The 18,049-nt window shown below is 62.8% G+C and carries 12 protein-coding genes; 5 read left to right on the plus strand and 7 right to left on the minus strand.

Annotated features, from left to right (window positions below):
* Nucleotides 1-314 precede the first annotated feature (314 nt).
* On the plus strand, nt 315-776 hold the full coding sequence (locus M1D43_RS16035) for an Hsp20 family protein (protein ID WP_003531141.1): 462 nt from the start codon (nt 315-317) through the stop codon (nt 774-776).
* Between the two features lie 108 nt (nt 777-884).
* On the opposite strand, the gene M1D43_RS16040 is transcribed toward M1D43_RS16035, so the two are convergent.
* From M1D43_RS16040 to M1D43_RS16060, 5 genes are read right to left on the minus strand one after another with little or no spacing between them, the layout of a single operon-like run.
* A complete protein-coding gene (locus M1D43_RS16040; RefSeq protein ID WP_498814025.1) occupies nt 885-2,399 on the minus strand; it encodes an ABC transporter substrate-binding protein in 1,515 nt (504 codons plus the stop codon).
* A gap of 18 nt (nt 2,400-2,417) precedes the next feature.
* The gene (locus M1D43_RS16045; RefSeq protein WP_153314354.1) at nt 2,418-4,121 is read right to left on the minus strand and encodes a dipeptide ABC transporter ATP-binding protein; all 1,704 of its coding nucleotides are present in this window, start codon (nt 4,119-4,121) and stop codon (nt 2,418-2,420) included.
* A complete protein-coding gene (locus tag M1D43_RS16050) occupies nt 4,118-4,969 on the minus strand; it encodes an ABC transporter permease (RefSeq protein ID WP_010970214.1) in 852 nt (283 codons plus the stop codon). The genes M1D43_RS16045 and M1D43_RS16050 overlap by 4 nt, the downstream gene beginning before the upstream one ends.
* Nucleotides 4,966-5,904, minus strand: coding sequence for an ABC transporter permease (locus M1D43_RS16055; RefSeq protein WP_010970213.1), 939 nt, complete (start codon nt 5,902-5,904; stop codon nt 4,966-4,968). Before M1D43_RS16055 ends, M1D43_RS16050 begins: the two co-directional genes overlap by 4 nt.
* Before the next feature lie 51 nt (nt 5,905-5,955).
* On the minus strand, nt 5,956-6,846 hold the full coding sequence (locus M1D43_RS16060) for a proline iminopeptidase-family hydrolase (protein WP_153314356.1): 891 nt from the start codon (nt 6,844-6,846) through the stop codon (nt 5,956-5,958).
* Nucleotides 6,847-6,970: 124 nt separating this feature from the next.
* Here M1D43_RS16060 and M1D43_RS16065 point away from each other — a divergent pair, with 124 nt between their 5' ends.
* A complete protein-coding gene (locus M1D43_RS16065; protein ID WP_010970211.1) occupies nt 6,971-7,753 on the plus strand; it encodes a LuxR family transcriptional regulator in 783 nt (260 codons plus the stop codon).
* A 53-nt stretch (nt 7,754-7,806) separates the two neighbouring features.
* Entirely contained in the window at nt 7,807-8,730 is a 924-nt protein-coding gene (locus tag M1D43_RS16070; RefSeq protein ID WP_028009817.1) for a proline iminopeptidase-family hydrolase, read from the plus strand.
* Nucleotides 8,731-8,761: 31 nt separating this feature from the next.
* Here the strand turns inward: M1D43_RS16070 and M1D43_RS16075 are convergent, their stop codons facing one another.
* The gene (locus M1D43_RS16075) at nt 8,762-9,757 is read right to left on the minus strand and encodes a bile acid:sodium symporter family protein (protein WP_027992140.1); all 996 of its coding nucleotides are present in this window, start codon (nt 9,755-9,757) and stop codon (nt 8,762-8,764) included.
* A 234-nt stretch (nt 9,758-9,991) separates the two neighbouring features.
* Nucleotides 9,992-11,038, minus strand: a complete 1,047-nt coding sequence (locus M1D43_RS16080; protein WP_153314358.1) for a threonine aldolase family protein — start codon at nt 11,036-11,038, stop codon at nt 9,992-9,994.
* A 577-nt stretch (nt 11,039-11,615) separates the two neighbouring features.
* Here M1D43_RS16080 and gltB point away from each other — a divergent pair.
* Nucleotides 11,616-16,340 carry a glutamate synthase large subunit gene (gene gltB / locus M1D43_RS16085; RefSeq protein WP_013844846.1) on the plus strand — a complete coding sequence of 1,575 codons (4,725 nt, stop codon included), beginning with the start codon at nt 11,616-11,618 and terminating at the stop codon, nt 16,338-16,340.
* A 100-nt stretch (nt 16,341-16,440) separates the two neighbouring features.
* Entirely contained in the window at nt 16,441-17,898 is a 1,458-nt protein-coding gene (locus M1D43_RS16090) for a glutamate synthase subunit beta (RefSeq protein ID WP_003531126.1), read from the plus strand.
* Nucleotides 17,899-18,049: the final 151 nt, after the last annotated feature.

Genomic DNA, 18,049 nt, shown 5'->3' on the forward strand with positions numbered 1-18,049 from the left:
GAAAAAAGCCGGAAACGGTGGATGAAATCCGGACGATCACCGTTTCCGGCCGCTGAAGGGAGAAGGGACATGTCACTTCAGCCCTGGGAAGACCCAGTGTCTCCTTTCTAGCCCACGGCGGCTGAACGGCGGCCGAACCCCTCGTTCATCTATTGTTCAGGATGCGCTGGCGGCATTCCTCTTGAACTCGTGCGCGGGCATTCCCATGTCTTCTCCGCGGGCGCCGAAGAAGGGTCCGTTCACCGGTCGAGCCACAGCCGGAACGGGGTGGCAGGCCAGATATCGCAACCGTTGCTCTTATGGAGGACGACATCATGCGTCATTTTGATTTTTCTCCCCTCTACCGCTCCACTGTCGGCTTCGACCGCCTGTTCACCATGCTCGATAGCCTTGGTCAGCCGGATCAGTCGCAGACCTATCCGCCCTACAACATCGAACGCACCGGCGAAAACGCCTATCGCATCACCATGGCCGTTGCCGGTTTCGACGAAAGCGAGCTTTCGGTCGAAGCGCGCGAAAACACGCTGACGATCAAGGGCGAAAAGAGCGAAGAGAAGGGTGAGGAAACCCAGTTTCTCCATCGCGGCATAGCCAAGCGCGCCTTCGAGCGCCGCTTCCAGCTTGCCGACCACGTCGAGATCAAGTCCGCTTCGCTGAAGAACGGCCTGCTCCACGTCGATCTTCTGCGCAATATCCCGGAAACAGCCAAGCCGCGCCGGATCGAGATCACCGCGGCGGCTTCGCAGCCGAAGCAGATCGAGGCGCAGACCGCCTGAGTCCGGAAACAGGATCGAAATGAAAGACGGCGCCCGAAAGGGCGCCGTCTTTGCTGCAGGAAAACCCCTGGCGTTTTCCGGGAATGCCTGTGACCGGCTAGCTAACCGTCAGTTCTTCACCGTGTCTTCCAGGAAGAATCGGCCGAGCGGGTTCTGGTAGAAGTTCTCGATGTTCTTGCGCGATACGTTCAGATAAGGGCTGTAGTATAGGTCGATCCAGTGGACGTCATCCTTCGCCGTCTTCTGAATATCGACGTACATGGCCTCACGCTTTGCCGGATCGAGTTCCAGACGTGCCGCTGGGACAAGCTCCTTCACCTTTTCGCTGTTGTAGCGGGTCATGTAGTTCATATTGGTGTCATGGCCGAGCACGAAGGTGGTCTTCTGGTCCGGATCGAGGACGTCGTTTGTCCAGTACATGACCGAGATATCGTAGTCGCCGGCGACCAGCATGTCCCAGCTCTGGCTCGCGTCGACCTTCTGCAGATTGACCGTGACGCCCGCCTTGGCAAACTGCTGCTGCAGCAGCACCGCGATCTGCTCGTCGACCTCGTTGCCCGCGTTTACGACATAGTTGAGCGTCAGGTCGGATGCCCCCGCCTCGGCCAGCATCGCCTTGGCCTTCTCCGGATCGTAAGGATACTGGTAGTTGGCGTCGTAGTGATAGAGCGAGCCCTTTGGGATGTAGGAATTTGCGACCGTGCCGATGCCGAACGTGACCGTGTCGACGATCGCCTTCTTGTCGATCGCCATATCCAGGGCCTGGCGCACTTCCTTTTTGGCAAGCATGCCGTGCTCATGGTTGATGAGCAGATGGTCTTCGCGGGTCGAGGTGTCGATGTGGACCGTGAGGTTCGGGTCCTTCTTCAGCTCCTCGACGCGCGAGAACGGGACGAAGATCGCTGTGTCGAGCTGGCCGGCCTGCACGTTCAGCATGCGCGTGTTGTCGTCCGGAACGGAAATCCATTCGACGCCGTCTAGTTTCACACGATCCGCCTGCCAGAAGTTCGGATTCTTTTCGAGGATCACCCGATCGCCGCGCCGCCATTCCTTGACGGTGAACGCGCCGGACGATGCCGTCGGCAGTTCGGCGAAAGCGTCCTCGCCAGCCTCGACGGCTTTCTTGGAAAGCACCGAGACGTTCGGAAGGGCAAGCGTCGACAGGAAGGGTGCGGAGGGCGTCTTCAACTTGACGACCAGAGTCTTTGGATCGGCCGCCTCGGCGGTTTCGATGATCTTGTAGCTGTCGCTCCACAGAGAACCTTCGTGGTCGCGTATGCGCAGCAAGCTGAAGGCGGCATCCTCGGCCGTTATCGGCGAGCCGTCCGAGAACTTCGCGTCGCGGATCTTGAACGTGTAGGTCAGGCCGTCATCGGAAAGGGTCCAGCTTTCGGCGAGCCCAGGCTCCAGCTTGGTGCCGGTCTTGTCCACGCGGACAAGCACGTCGAAGACGTTGGAGAACACCCAGTTGTCGACGTTCTGGGCCGACTTGATCGGATCGAAAGTCGTTGAATCTTCGCGGCGGCCGATGGAGAGGATACCGGCGGCCTCCGCGTAACCGGCACTGAGCATCAGGGCGGCTGCGAAAGCGGCCCGGCCGATTTTGTTCCACCTTTTGGTCATCGTTCGTTCCCTTCGTTATTATGGCAGGCGTTTGACGGACTGGATCGGTTCCACCGGCGGCGCATCGGTATGGCCGAGTAATGACCTGTCGGGATCGATGTCGGGGATCGCGGCGATCAATGCGGCGGTGTAGGGATGTTTCGGCCGGGAGAAGACGTCCTCGGAGCGGCCCTCCTCGATGATCTCTCCGCGATGCATCACCACGGTGCGTTCGCACAGGTTGCGCACGATCGCGAGGTCATGGGCGATGAAGATCAGCGTGAGGTTAAGGTCGCGGGCGAGCTTGCGGAAGAGGTCGACGATCTGCGCCTGGATCGTGACATCGAGTGCTGCGACGCATTCGTCGGCGATAATCAGCCTCGGGTCGACGGCAAGGGCACGGGCGATGCCCGCCCTCTGGCACTGGCCGCCGCTCATGCTGCGCGGTTTGCGATGGGCGAATTCGCGCTCGAGGCCGACAAGGTCCAGCAGCTCGCCGATGCGTGCCGGAATGTCGGCTCCGCCGATCTTTTTCTGCACTTTCAGAACTTCAGCAAGAGTCTGGCCGATGGTCAGGCGCGGGTTCAATGCATTGAACGGATCCTGAAAGACCATGGCGGACTCGTGTCGCAGCCTGGTGAGACCCGCACCCCTCTGCTGAGAAAGATCGATACCGTCGAAGCTGACGTGACCGGCGGAAATCGGCGTCAGGCCCAGCATGGCGCGGGCAAGCGTACTTTTGCCGCTGCCGGATTCGCCGACGATACCGACCGTTTCGCCGGGCATGATCCGCAGGCTGATCCCCGAAACGGCGCTGACGGCCCTGGCGTTCTTTCCCCTGAAAAGGCTGCCGCCCGACGGGAAGCGCACATGCAAGTCATCGATCTCCAGAAGCGGCCTTGTCGCTCCATGTGAGGGCGCTGGGAGACTGGTGGCGGGGAGCACCGCCTCGGGCATGGATGGATGGCTGTGGATGAGCCGAACTGTATACGGGTCCTGCGGTGCGGACAGGATCGTCCGTTTAGGACCCTGTTCCAGCAGCTTTCCGCCGCGCATCACGGCAATGCGGTCGCAGGTCTGCGCCACGATGCCGAGATCATGGGTAATGAGGATGATCGACAGGCCGCGCCTGTCGCGGATGTCCATCAGGAGTTTCAGGATCTGCGCCTGGATCGTCACGTCGAGGGCGGTGGTCGGTTCGTCGGCTATGAGGATTTGCGGATTGCAGGACAGTGCCACGCCGATCATGGCCCGCTGACGCATGCCGCCGGAAAGCTCGTGCGGGTAGCTGTCGTACTGGCGGACGGGTTCAGGGAACCCGATCTGCCCCAGTATCTCGACCGCTGCCGCCCGCGCATCGCGGCCGCCGAGGCCCTGATGGTAGCGGATGCCCTCGGCGATCTGGTCGCCGATGCGCATGACCGGGTCGAGGTGGCTGGTCGGGTTCTGGAAGATCATGCCGATCTCGGCGCCGCGCACCTCCAGCATCTCGGCGTCGGTGACGGCCGTGAGGTCGCGCCCTCCGAGGAGAACCGCACCGCCTTCGATCTTCAGCAGGGATGATGGCAGGAGGCGAACCAGCGCGCGGCAGAACAGGCTCTTGCCCGATCCGCTTTCGCCGACGAGGCCGAGGATCTCGCCCTTGGCGAGGTCGAGCGAGATGCCATCCAGCAGCGTGCGCGTCTCTCCCTGGAGATGCGCCTTCACGGTCAGGTCGCGGACAGACAGGACGGAGGCGCTCATTCGTGCACTCCGAGCAATTCGCCGAGCGCATCGCCCAGCATGCTGAAGCCGAAGGCAAGGCTGACGATGGACAGGCCGGGAAACAGCGTGATCCACCAGGCGGTGGTGATGAAGCTCTGGCCCTCCGCGACCATGACGCCCCATTCGGCGACCGGCGGCTGGACGCCGAGACCGAGATAGCTGACGGCGGCCCCGCTCAGCAGCACCAGGACGGCATCCGACATGGCAAAGACGATCGAGCCGGCAATGGCATTGGGTAGCAAGTGCCGGAACATGATGCGGAAGCGGCCGAAACCGAGGCTGACGGCGGCGACGGCATAGTCGCTGTTCTTCAGAACGAGAATCTGTGCCCGGATCAACCGGGCATATGAAACCCATCCGACCAGCGCCATGGCGATATAGAAGCTGCCGAGGCCCGGACCGAGAATGGCGATGATCGACAGCATCAATACGAGGAATGGAAAGGCGAGGATGATGTCGACGAGGCGCATGAACAGCGCGTCTACAATGCCGCCGAAGAAGCCGGCGATGGTGCCGACGATCGTTCCTATGACGAAGGGGAAGGCGACCCCGATCAAGGCGATCTGCAGGTCGATGCGTGTGCCCCAGATGACCCGTGAAAGGAGGTCGCGGCCGAAGTTGTCGGTGCCGAACGGATGCAGAAGCGACGGCGGCTGCAAGCGGGCTGCGCCGTTCTGCAGGATCGGGTCATAGGGGGCGACGACGGGTGCGCCGATCGCCAGCAGCAGGAAAAACAGCAGGATGCCCGCGCCAATGACGAGGGCCAGCCGCCGGCCGAAGAGCAACCGCCAGCCGGCCGGCGACGAGGACACCGTACCGGCGCTCATAGTTTCACCCTCGGATCGACGGCGACGGTGACGATGTCGGCGATGAAGTTGACGAGCACAGTGGCGCAGGCAAACACCATGGCGACACCCTGCACGACCATGTAGTCGCGCGAGAAGATGGCGCGTACCAGCAACTGTCCCATGCCCGGCAGGGCAAAGACGCTTTCGACCACGACCGTGCCGCCGATCAGCCAACCGATGTTGACCGCCAGAAGGTTGATGGTCGGCACCAGCGAATTCGGAACGACATGCCGCCAGAAGACGATGCGCTCAGGCATGCCGCGCGCGCGGGCGGCCGTCGCCACGTCTGATTTCAGGGACTCGATCATTGCCGCGCGCAGGCTGCGAACCAGCACCGTCGACAGGGAAAGAGCGACCGTCAGGCTCGGCAGGATCAGATGGGCGAGCTTGTCGCCGAAGGTCGCCCCGTAGCCGGACACCGGCAGCACGTCCAGTTTGACGCTGAAAAGGATCATCAGCATCAGGCCGAGCCAGAACGGCGGAAACCCGATGCCGAATGTGGAAACAACCCGGACGATATGGTCCGGCGCCTTGCCGGAATTACGCGCTGCAAGCGCCGCCATGGGCACGGCGATGAGAACCGCCAGAACGACGCTCGACAGCACGAGCGCGATGGTCGGCTCGACACGAGTGGCGATAAGCTTCAGGACATCGATCTTGTAGAGGATCGACTTGCCCATCTCGCCATCGGCAAGATTCTTCAGAAAGTAGAAATATTGCTGCCACATCGGCTCGTCGAGGCCGTACTGGGCGCGGATCTTGGCGATGGCCGACGGGGTGGCGCGGGCTCCGAGCAGGTTGCGCGCCGGATCGCCGGGGATGAGCCGCACCAGAATGAAGGTTATGATGCTGATCCCGAAGATGACCGGCAGGAACTGCAAAGGTCGAGTGAGAACGAACCTATAGCGATGCATGGCGATGCCCGCGCCTCCGTCTTGTTCGGATGTCTCTCGCCATGTTTTGCATCAGTTCGGCCTGTGCCGCGACAGGAAATCGATCAGCGCAGGATAATAGTCCGCGGGGTTCTCGTAGAACGGCATGTGGCTTGCATTGGCAAAAACCCTGAGCTGGGCATCCGGGATGGCGAGCTTCATCTTCAGTGCGCAGGCCGGCGTGAGCTCGTCGTGTTCTCCCGTGGTGATCAGCGTCGGCACCTTAATGCCGGGGAGGTCGGGAGTGCGGTTCCAGTCCTTGAGATTGCCGATATAGAGAAACTCGTTCGGGCCTTGCATCGTGCCGTAGGGACCCATATTCCAGTCGTCCAGGGACCGGCGTACCGGTGCGGGCCATTCCGGCAGGCGGCAGACATGGCGATAGTTCAGGATGGTAATGGCAGCCATATATTCGGGATGATCGTATGTGCCCTGCGCCTCGTGCTTCTGCATCATGGCGACGGTCTCCGGGCCGAGCGCGGCGCGCAGCCGCTCAAGCTCGGTGACGAGGTGCGGCATGTCGGCGACCGTATCCTCCAGGATCAGCGTCTGCAGGTTTTCCGGGTATGTCAGCGCGTAATCGATCGCCAGCCAGCCACCCCAGGAATGGCCGAGCATGTGCACCTTGCCGAGTCCCAGCGCCTTGCGAACCGTTTCGGTTTCCTCGACATACCGGCCGATCGTCCAGAGCGAAGCATCGGTCGGGCGGTCGGAGGCGCCGGTGCCGAGCTGATCGAAGGCGACGACGCGATAGCCCTTGTCGATGAGGCACGAATGGGCTTCGCGCAGATAGTCACAGGGTAGTCCCGGCCCGCCATTCAGGCAGAACAAGGTCTCCGGACCCGAACCGAAGCTGTAGGCCACCACCTTGTAGCCATCGACTTCGATTTCGTGTCGCGCCTCCGGCTCGATATCACGCCACATTGACCGCCCCGGCAAAGAAACTGCTTGCTCAATAATTGAGCACGGCTAAATTTTATCCGAAACGCCAGTCGGCGCCCAGCTATAAGAAGTGATAGGTTGGCCAGTGACCGGACCGGAGACAAGGATGTTTGACGAACTCGGGACGATCAGGAACCAGTTCACCGCGCACGACACGCTGGATGGCCGTATCGACCAGGTGTTCGAGGCGATGAAGTCGATCGGCTTCGAGGCTCTGATCTACGACTATACGCCGGTGCCCCGCGATCTCGACGGCACGATCATGGTCCCATCGCTGCTGAAACTTCGCAACATCTCGGAGGACATGCACGACTACTGGTTCGATCGCGGCTATTTCCGCATCGATCCCGTGCAGCAGGTGGCGCTGCGCACGTCGACGCCGTTCTTTTGGAACTATGATCCCGATGCGGACACGCTGATCAGGCGCTTCATGAGCGATGATACGGCGCCTGTCGCCCGTTACCTGAGCGAACGGGACATGTCGACCGGCGTCACCGTTCCGGTTCACATGCCGCGCGGCGACTATGCGACCGTCACGGGCGTGCGTTTCGGCGGCAACCGCGCATTCGAGGGGCATGCGCTGCGGTACATCGCCGATTTCAACCTGCTCGCCCATGTGTTTCACGAGGCGGCCTATTCGCTGTTCGACGCGCAGGCCTTCAACGCCGGCACCGCGAGGCTGACGGAGCGGGAGCGCGAATGCCTTCGCTATTCCGCCGAGGGCCACTCGGCCAAGGAAATTTCCCGTATCATCCACCGCTCTGTGCCGACTGTCGTCATGCACCTCAACGCCGCGGCCAAGAAACTCGGTGCGAAGAACCGAACCCAGGCGGTTGTGCGCGCCACGCACTACCGCCTGCTCGAAGAGCGCCCGTCCTATAACTTGTGATAGCTGCCACGGCTCGAAACCCCGCGTTATGTTGCCTCCGTTGTCCGTCAGACATGGAGATGCACGTGGCCGCCGTCGCGTCGAAGGAAGCCTTCCTGCCCTTTCGCGAATACCAGACCTGGTATCGCATCACCGGTTCGCTTCACAGCGGCAAGCTGCCGCTCGTCGTTGCCCATGGCGGACCGGGCTGCACCCATGACTACGTGGATTCCTTCAAGGGGATCAGCGAGATCGACGGACGCGCCGTCATTCACTACGACCAGCTCGGCAACGGCAACTCCACGCGCCTTCCGGACAAGGGCCCGGATTTCTGGACGCCCGCCCTGTTCCTCGGGGAACTCGACGCGCTGCTGAAGCATCTGGGCATCCAGGATCGCTATGCCTTTCTCGGACAGTCCTGGGGCGGCATGCTGGGTGCGGAACATGCGGTTCTAAAGCCTGCGGGGCTGAAGGCGCTGGTCATCGCCAATTCGCCGGCCAACATGCATACCTGGGTGGCGGAAGCCAATCGCCTGCGCGAGGAACTGCCGCAGGCGGTTCAGGATACGCTGCTCAGGCATGAGCAGGCCGGCACGATTACCGATCCGGAATACATCGCCGCCTCGCGCGTCTTCTACGACCGCCATGTCTGCCGCGTCACGCCGTGGCCGGCGGAAGTCGCGCGCACCTTTGCGATCATGGACGAAGATAATACGGTCTATCGCAACATGAACGGCCCGACCGAGTTCCACGTAATAGGTACGATGAAGGACTGGACGATCGAGGACCGGCTGATGCGGATCGAAGCGCCGACCCTCTTGATTTCCGGAAAATACGACGAAGCCACGCCGCTCGTCGTCAAGCCGTATGTGGATCGCGTGAAGGGCTGCGAATGGGTGCTGTTCGAGCATTCCAGCCACATGCCGCATGTGGAGGAGAAGGCCTTGTGCCTGGAAACGGTCTCTCGATTCCTGTCGTCCCACGATACCGACGCTTGATAAGGGAGACGCGCCGTTTCGTTTGTGCTCTTCAGGTGAGGGTAGCCGGGACAGCGGTTCCTTCGAGCTCTGCCGCCTTGGCGGCATAGCGCTGGGCAATGACCGCACAGGCCATCAACTGAATCTGATGGAACAGCATGACCGGCAGAACGATCATGCCGATGTTCTGCCCGGCGAAGATCGCGCTTGCCATCGGAATGCCGCTCGCCAGGCTCTTCTTCGATCCGCAGAAGGTGATGGCGATTTCGTCCGCGCGGTCGAACCCGAGCAGCCGGCTACCGAATGTGGTGGCCGCCAGAATAAGCGCGAGGAGGACGATCTCGATAGCGATGAGGATCGTAAGGTCGCTCAGCGTGAAGGCGTGCCAGAGGCCGGCCGTGACGGCCTGGCTGAAAGCCAGGTAGACGACCATCAGGATCGAACCGCGGTCGACCGGCGCGAGCAGTTTCTTGCGGGCGCGAATCCAGTCGCCGATCCAGGGCTGCAGGATCTGGCCTGCGACGAAGGGGGCAAGCAGCTGCAGGAGGATCTGTTCGATCGCGTCGAGCGATACGCCGCCATGTCCGCCGGCCGAGAAGATGATGCCGACGAGAAGCGGCGTCAGGAACACGCCCAAGATGTTGGAGGCCGATGCGGCGCAGACGGCTGCCGGAACATTGCCGCCGGCCATCGACGTGAATGCGATCGACGACTGTACCGTCGAGGGCAGAACGCAGAGGAAAAGGATGCCGGTATAGAGCGACGGCGGCAGGATCCATGGCGGGACGAAACCGATGAGGAGTCCGATGAGCGGGAAAAGGGCGAAAGTCGAAAAGAGAATCGCAAGGTGCAGCCGCCAATGCAGGAAGCCGGCAATGACGACCTCGCGCGAAAGCCGTGCGCCATGAAGAAAGAAGATCAGGCCGACACCCAGCTTTGTCGCGATTGCGAACCAGGCCGCGGCGGTACCGTCGATGGGCAAAACCGCTGCGAGAGCGACTGTCAGCATCAGGAGGATGGTAAAGGTGTCGGGGAGATAACGGCGCATGGTGCTTGCCGTGTAAGCCCATCCGGAAGCCGGATGCAAGCCCTAGATCATGTTCATGTTTTTAGGTCGGGTCGACCTAAAAACATGAACATGATCGATTCCAGGAAAGTTGAGACGCCGGATGCGGGCGGAAAACTGCACACATTTTTCCTCATCCCGCTCTATCGGCCGCGATACGCGGCGCATTCGAACGATTTCATGCGGCGCGCTTCGATATCTGCCGTGCGGCCCGCATCAGCAGGCGGCGACGAAACGGTCGACGTCCTCGGCGCGGGTGGCGAAGCTGGTAACCAGGCGATAGAGCCCTTCGTCTTCCGCGAGGCTGCCTTCGAGGTCGTGCGGCACTTCCCAATCGTAGAAAAGCGCGCCCTGCCGCTGCAGCCGGCCCGCGGCCTCCCGTTTCAGCACGACGAAGACCTCGTTGGCATCGGGCGCCCAGGCAAGCCGGCTCCCGGCCGAAGCGGTGATGCCGTCGGCGAGGCGCTGTGCCATCGCGTTGGCGTGGCGCGCAAGATCGAGCCAGAGATCGCCGGCAAGATAGGCGTCGAACTGGGCGGCGACGAAGCGCGACTTGGAGAAGAGTTGAGCCGAGCGCTTGCGCAGGAAGTGCATCTCCTGCGCCTTCGGAAGGTCGAAGAGCACCAGCGCCTCGGCGCACCAGCAGCCGTTCTTGGTTCCGCCGAACGAAAGCAGATCTACGCCACGCTTCCAGGTCATCTCGGCCGGTGTCGCACCAAGGCTGACCAGGGCATTGGCGAAACGGGCGCCATCCATGTGCAGCGGCAGTTTATGGGAGCGGGCGATCGAGCCGATCGTTTCGATCTGGTCGAGCGAATAGACGGTGCCGCTCTCGGTCGCCTGCGTCAGCGTCACCGCCATCGGCTGACCGCCATGGACGTTCTCCCTCGGGAACCGCCGAATTTCGGCCTCGAGCTTCGCCGGCTCCATCCTGCCGCGGGCGCCCTCGACCGGGCACAGCCTCGCGCCGTGCGAGAAGAACTCCGGCGCGCCGCACTCGTCGACGTTCACATGCGCTTCGCGATGGCAGAAAGCGATTCCGCCCGCCCGATTGGCGCTCGAAAGCGCAAGGGAGTTTGCGGCGGTTCCGGTGCCCACGAAGAATACCGCGACGTCCCTCTCGAAAATCTCCGAAAATCTCTGTTCCACCCTCCGGTCGAGTTCGCTCGTGCCGTAGGCGGAAGCATAGCCCTGCGCATTCGTGACCAGACTTTCGGCAATCGCCGGATGGGCGCCGGCCCAGTTGTCGGAGGAGAAGATCATCTGAAGCTTACCCTGTTTACATCGAGCCACGCGGCGCGGAGAGGCGCGCCGGCGCGACCATAGCCGAGTCCCGTCGGCAAGCAAGCGGCTGCGCTTAACTGTGCCTGCCTTGAGTGCCAACCGGAGACCAGTTTGAAACCAAAGTAAAGAAAGTGCCCGGTACCGGTAATTAAATTTCAAAACCGCGCAATTTCCGGCAATGTTCGGCAAAATCTCTCGCATTATTTGCGGCCGAGGCCCTTGCGAAGGGGGGCGGTTTCTGGCATAGAGCGCATGAAATAGGACAGGTTTGCTGTCCTATTTCGGTCTAGGGGCCGGAACAATCGCCGGAAGCACCGTGAAAAGCGGCAGCCGGCGTGAAGCGCGAGGGGGTTTCGCCGGATTTCATCCGGTCGTTATTCCTTGGCGTCAGTATGGTCGCGGACATCAGTGCCTGACGCGGCCGCGCTTCATTTGCGACCTGATCAGGATCATGCGACGATAATGCCCGGTTTGCCGCCGTGCGAAAAGCGCCATGCGGCAACAGCGTGCGGGCCGCGTTATGCCCGGAATTCCCGGGTTCAACAGGAGGGAAAAGATGACGGATCATTCGCCATCACGACAGATTGGGCTCAACCTCGCACAAGACGCTGCGACGGCTGTGAAAACGCCCGCATTCCCCTCCGGGCTGCCGCGAAAACAGGGGCTCTACGATCCACGGAACGAACATGATGCCTGCGGCGTCGGCTTCGTCGCCCATCTCAAGGGCGAGAAGTCGCATCAGATCGTGCGCGATGGCCTCTTCATGCTGGAAAACCTCACCCATCGCGGCGCGGTCGGTGCCGACCCGCTGATGGGCGACGGCGCGGGCATTCTCGTCCAGATCCCCGACCGCTTCTTCCGCGAGGAGATGGCGAAGCAGGGCGTGACCCTGCCGAAGGCGGGCGAATATGCCGTCGGCTATCTCTTCATGCCACGCGACGAGGCGCTTATCGCCCACTTCAAGGAGGTGATCAGCGAGGTCGTGGCCGAGGAGGGCCAGATCGTGCTCGGCTTCCGCGACGTGCCGGTCGACAATTCGTCTCTCTCCAAAGCGCCCGACATCGCCGCGACCGAGCCGCACCATGTCCAGGTGTTCATCGGCGCTGGCCGGGAGGCCGCGAGCAGCGACGAATTCGAACGGCGGCTGTTCACGCTTCGCAAGGTGATCTCCAACCGCATCTATGCGGAAGCCGATGGTGGCGATCTCGGCTTCTATATCGTGTCGCTGTCGACCACCACCATCGTCTACAAGGGCATGTTCCTCGCCTATCAGGTGGGTGCCTATTACAAGGACCTCGCCGACGAGCGCTTCCAGTCGGCCGTCGCACTCGTGCACCAGCGCTTCTCGACCAACACCTTCCCGTCCTGGAAGCTCGCGCATCCCTATCGCATGGTTGCGCATAACGGCGAGATCAACACGCTGCGCGGCAACGTCAACTGGATGGCCGCACGGCAGGCTTCCGTTTCCTCGCCGCTCTTCGGCGACGACATTTCCAAGCTCTGGCCGATCTCCTATGAAGGTCAGTCGGACACGGCCTGTTTCGACAATGCGCTCGAATTCCTCGTGCGCGGCGGTTATTCGCTCTCGCATGCCGTCATGATGCTGATCCCCGAGGCCTGGGCCGGCAACCAGCTCATGTCGCCGGAGCGCAAGGCCTTCTACGAATATCATGCGGCGCTGATGGAGCCGTGGGACGGACCGGCGGCGGTCGCCTTCACCGATGGGCGCCAGATCGGCGCCACGCTCGACCGCAACGGTCTGCGCCCGGCGCGCTACATCGTCACCAGCGACGACCGCGTCATCATGGCGTCGGAGGCCGGCGTTCTGCCGGTCGCCGAGGACAAGATCGTCAAGAAATGGCGGCTGCAGCCCGGCAAGATGCTGCTGATCGACATGGAAGAGGGCCGCATCATCTCCGACGAGGAGGTGAAGTCGTCGCTCGCCGGCAAGCATCCCTATCGCCAATGGCTCGACAACACCCAGCTGATCCTCGAAGAGCTGAAGCCGGTCGAGCCGCGGGCGCTGCGCCGCGACGTGTCGCTGATCGACCGCCAGCAGGCCTTCGGTTATACCCATGAGGACACGAAGCTCCTGATGTCGCCGATGGCGACGACCGGTCAGGAGGCGATCGGCTCGATGGGCACCGACACGCCGATCTCGGCGATGTCCGACAAGCCGAAGCTGCTCTACACCTATTTCAAGCAGAACTTCGCGCAGGTCACCAACCCGCCGATCGATCCGATCCGCGAGGAACTGGTGATGAGCCTCGTCTCGTTCATCGGTCCCCGCCCGAACATCCTCGACCATGAGGGGATGGCGCATGCGAAGCGGCTGGAAGTCCGCCAGCCGATCCTGACCAATGGCGACCTCGAGAAGATCCGCTCGATCGGCCACACCGAGGACCGCTTCGACACGAAGACGCTCGATTTCACCTACGACATTTCCCGCGGTGCCGAAGGCATGCTGGAAATGCTCGATCGTCTTTGTGAAAGGGCGGAAGCGGCAGTCAAGGGCGGCTACAACATCATCGTGCTTTCCGACCGGCAGATCGGTCCGGATCGCGTGGCGATCCCGGCGCTGCTCGCGACCGCAGCCGTCCATCACCACCTGATCCGCAAGGGTCTGCGCACGTCGGTCGGCCTCGTCGTCGAGTCGGGCGAACCGCGCGAGATTCATCATTTCTGCCTGCTCGCCGGCTACGGCGCGGAAGCGATCAACCCCTATCTCGCCTTCGACACGCTCGTCGACATGCACAAGCGCGGCGAGTTTCCGAAGGAAGTCGACGAGAAGGAAGTCGTCTACCGCTACATCAAGGCGGTCGGCAAAGGCATCCTCAAGGTCATGTCCAAGATGGGCATCTCCACCTACCAGTCCTATTGCGGCGCGCAGATCTTCGACGCCGTCGGCCTTTCGTCCGCGCTGGTCGGCAAGTACTTCTTCGGTACTGCAACGACGATCGAAGGCATCGGCCTCGAGGAGATCGCTGCCGAAACCGTGGCGCGTCACAAGGCTGCCTTCGGAAGCGATCCGGTGCTTGCCAATACGCTCGACATCGGCGGCGAATATGCCTTCCGGATGCGCGGCGAAAGCCATGCCTGGACGCCGGACGCCATCGCGTCGCTGCAGCATGCCGTGCGCGGCAATGCCGAGGACCGCTATCGCGAATTTTCCGCGATGATGAACGAGTCTGCGAGCCGCATGAACACGATCCGCGGGCTATTCACGATCAAGGGAGCCGAGGAGGTTGGCCGCAAGCCGATCCCGATCGAAGAGGTCGAGCCGGCTGCGGAGATCGTCAAGCGCTTCTCGACCGGTGCCATGTCCTTCGGCTCGATCAGCCGCGAGGCGCATACGACGCTCGCCGTCGCGATGAACCGGATCGGCGGCAAGTCCAACACCGGCGAAGGCGGCGAGGAGAGCGATCGCTACCTGCCGCTGCCGGACGGCTCGACGAACCCCGAGCGGTCGGCGATCAAGCAGATCGCCTCCGGCCGCTTCGGCGTCACCACCGAATACCTGGTCAATGCCGACGTTCTGCAGATCAAGGTGGCGCAGGGCGCGAAGCCCGGCGAAGGCGGCCAGCTGCCGGGTCACAAGGTCGATGCGACCGTCGCCAAGACGCGGCACTCGACGCCGGGCGTCGGCCTCATCTCGCCGCCGCCGCATCATGACATCTATTCGATCGAAGATCTGGCGCAGCTGATCTACGATCTGAAGAACGTCAACCCGGAGGCCGATGTCTCGGTCAAGCTGGTATCGGAAGTGGGTGTCGGCACCGTTGCGGCCGGCGTCGCCAAGGCGCGCGCCGATCACATCACCATTGCCGGCTTCGACGGCGGCACCGGCGCTTCGCCGCTGACCTCGCTGAAGCATGCGGGTAGCCCGTGGGAGATCGGCCTTGCCGAAACGCAGCAGACGCTGGTGCTCAACGGTCTGCGCTCCCGCATCGCGCTGCAGGTCGATGGCGGCCTGAAGACCGGCCGTGACGTCGTCATCGGAGCGCTGCTCGGCGCCGACGAATTCGGCTTCGCGACCGCGCCGCTGATCGCGGCCGGCTGCATCATGATGCGCAAGTGCCACCTGAACACCTGTCCTGTCGGCGTCGCCACCCAGGATCCGGTGCTCCGGAAGCGTTTCAAGGGGACGCCGGAGCATGTCGTCAATTACTTCTTCTTCGTTGCAGAGGAAGTGCGCGAGATTCTCGCATCGCTTGGCGCCAGACGGCTCGACGACATCATCGGGTCCTCGGATCTGCTCGACCGCGACCGGATGATCGAGCACTGGAAGGCGAGGGGCCTCGACTTCTCGAGGATCTTCCACAAGGTGGAGGCTCCGAAGGAAGCGACGTATTGGACGGAGCGCCAGAACCATCCGATCGACGACATTCTCGACCGCAGGCTGATCGAGAAGGCGAAGCTCGCCCTCGAGACCAAGGTGCCGGTCGCCTTCGAGGCCGCGATCAAAAACGTCGACCGCTCGGCCGGCGCCATGCTTTCGGGCGCGCTTGCCAAGCGCTGGGGCCACAAGGGGCTGAAGGACGATACGATCCACGTGACCCTTAAGGGCACGGCGGGCCAGTCCTTCGGCGCGTTCCTCGCCCGCGGCATCACGTTCGATCTCGTCGGCGACGGAAACGACTATGTCGGCAAGGGACTTTCGGGCGGGCGCATCATCGTCCGGCCGCCGGAGAACGCGCGGATCGTGCCGCACCAGTCGATCATCGTCGGCAATACCGTGCTTTACGGCGCGATTTCCGGAGAGTGCTACTTCAACGGCGTCGCCGGTGAACGCTTTGCCGTGCGCAACTCCGGTGCGATCGCGGTCGTGGAAGGCGTCGGCGATCACGGCTGCGAATACATGACCGGCGGTGTCGTCGTCGTTCTCGGCGGCACGGGCCGCAACTTCGCCGCCGGCATGTCGGGCGGTGTCGCTTACGTGCTCGATGAGGAGGGCGACTTCGCCCGGCGCTGCAACATGGCCATGGTCGAGCTGCAGCCGGTTCCGGAGGAGGACGACATGCTGGAGAAGCTGCATCACCACGGCGGCGACCTCATGCACAAGGGCATGGTGGACGTCTCGGGCGACATGACGCGCCACGACGAGGAACGCCTCTACCAGCTCATCTCGAACCACCTGCACTATACGGGTTCGGTCCGCGCCAAGGAGATCCTCGATCACTGGGCGGATTACCGGCCGAAGTTCCGCAAGGTGATGCCGGTAGAATACCGCCGCGCGCTCGAGGACATGGAGCGCATGAAGATGGCTGAAGCGGCCGAGTAACCGGCCCCCGTGAAAGCGGCTCCCGGCCCGATCGGGTTCAGGGGGCCATCACGCGCGCTCGAGGCGCGCCTGTTGAGATTGAAGATGTCAGGATCATAAGATGGGCAAGGTTACTGGGTTTTTGGAGATCGACCGGCAGGTGGCGAAGTACCAGCCGGCATCCGACCGCATCCGCCATTTCCGCGAATTCACCATTCCAATGTCCGATCAGGAAGTGCAGAAGCAGTCCGCTCGCTGCATGGACTGCGGCATCCCCTATTGCCATGGGCCGACCGGGTGCCCGGTGCACAACCAGATCCCCGACTGGAACGACCTCGTCTATAACGGCAATTGGGACGAGGCGATCCGCAACCTGCACTCCACCAACAACTTCCCGGAATTCACCGGCCGCGTCTGCCCGGCGCCCTGCGAGGAAGCCTGCACGCTGAACCTCGAAGACGTGCCGGTGGCGATCAAGACGGTCGAGCAGGCGATCGCCGACAAGGCCTATGAGATGGGCTATATCGTGCCGCAGCCCGCCGTAACCAAGACCGGCAAGAAGGTCGCGGTCATCGGCTCCGGGCCGGCCGGCATGGCGGCTGCCCAGCAGCTGGCGCGCGCCGGCCACGAGGTGCATGTCTACGAACGCGAGTCCAAGCCCGGCGGACTGCTGCGCTACGGAATCCCGGACTTCAAGATGGAGAAGAACTTCATCGACCGGCGTGTCGAGCAGATGCGGGGCGAGGGCGTGACCTTCCATTGCGGCGTCAATGTCGGTGTCGATGTCGCGGTGCAAAAACTCGTCGATGAAAACGACGCCGTGCTCTATTGCGGCGGCTCCGAGACGCCGCGCGACGCCGGCATTCCCGGCGTGGAGTTCTTCGGCGTGCACGACGCCATGCCTTATCTGGTACAGCAGAACCGTCGCGTCGGCCGCGAGAACATCGACAGCGTGGGCTGGCCGTCCGAGCCGATCCTCGCCGGCGGCAAGCACGTCGTCGTCGTCGGCGGCGGCGACACGGCATCCGATTGTGTCGGTACCGCCTTCCGCCAGGGCGCCGTCAAGGTGACGCAGCTCGACATTCGTCCGCAACCGCCCGAGAAGGAAGACAAGCTTGCGGTCTGGCCCTTCTGGGCAACGAAGATGCGCACCTCCTCCAGCCAGGCCGAGGGCGCTGTCCGCGAGTTCCAGGTCGCGACGCTCGAGTTTGTCGGCGACGAGGACGGCAATCTCACCGGCGTCAAATGCTGTCAGGTCGACGAGCGCCGCAAGCCGATCGCCGGTACCGAGTTCATCATCAAGGCCGATCTCGCCTTCATCGCGATCGGTTTCCGTGGTCCCTTCGCAGACAGCGTGCTCAAGGATCTCGGCGAGAAGCTGACGGTCAACACCGACCGCCGCGGTTCGACCAATGTCGTCGCCAACGAGCGCGACTACAGGACTTCGGTCGACAAATTGTGGGCGGCAGGCGACATTCGCCGCGGCCAGTCGCTCGTCGTATGGGCGATCCGCGAAGGCCGGCAGGCGGCACGCGCGATCGACGAGGCGCTGATGGGCTCGACGGTGCTGCCGCGGTAGGCTGCCTAGGGCACAGCCCTCGCCTCCCGCAAGCGGGAGGCAGCCTGTGGCACGGGCGCCCCTCATCCGCCTGCCGGCACCTTCTCCCCGTTTGACGGGGAGAAGGGACTCGCGGCACACTCTCAAGTCCCCCTCTCCTCTTGTGGACCGC

It is taken from the genome of Ensifer sp. R1-3 (assembly GCF_056739175.1).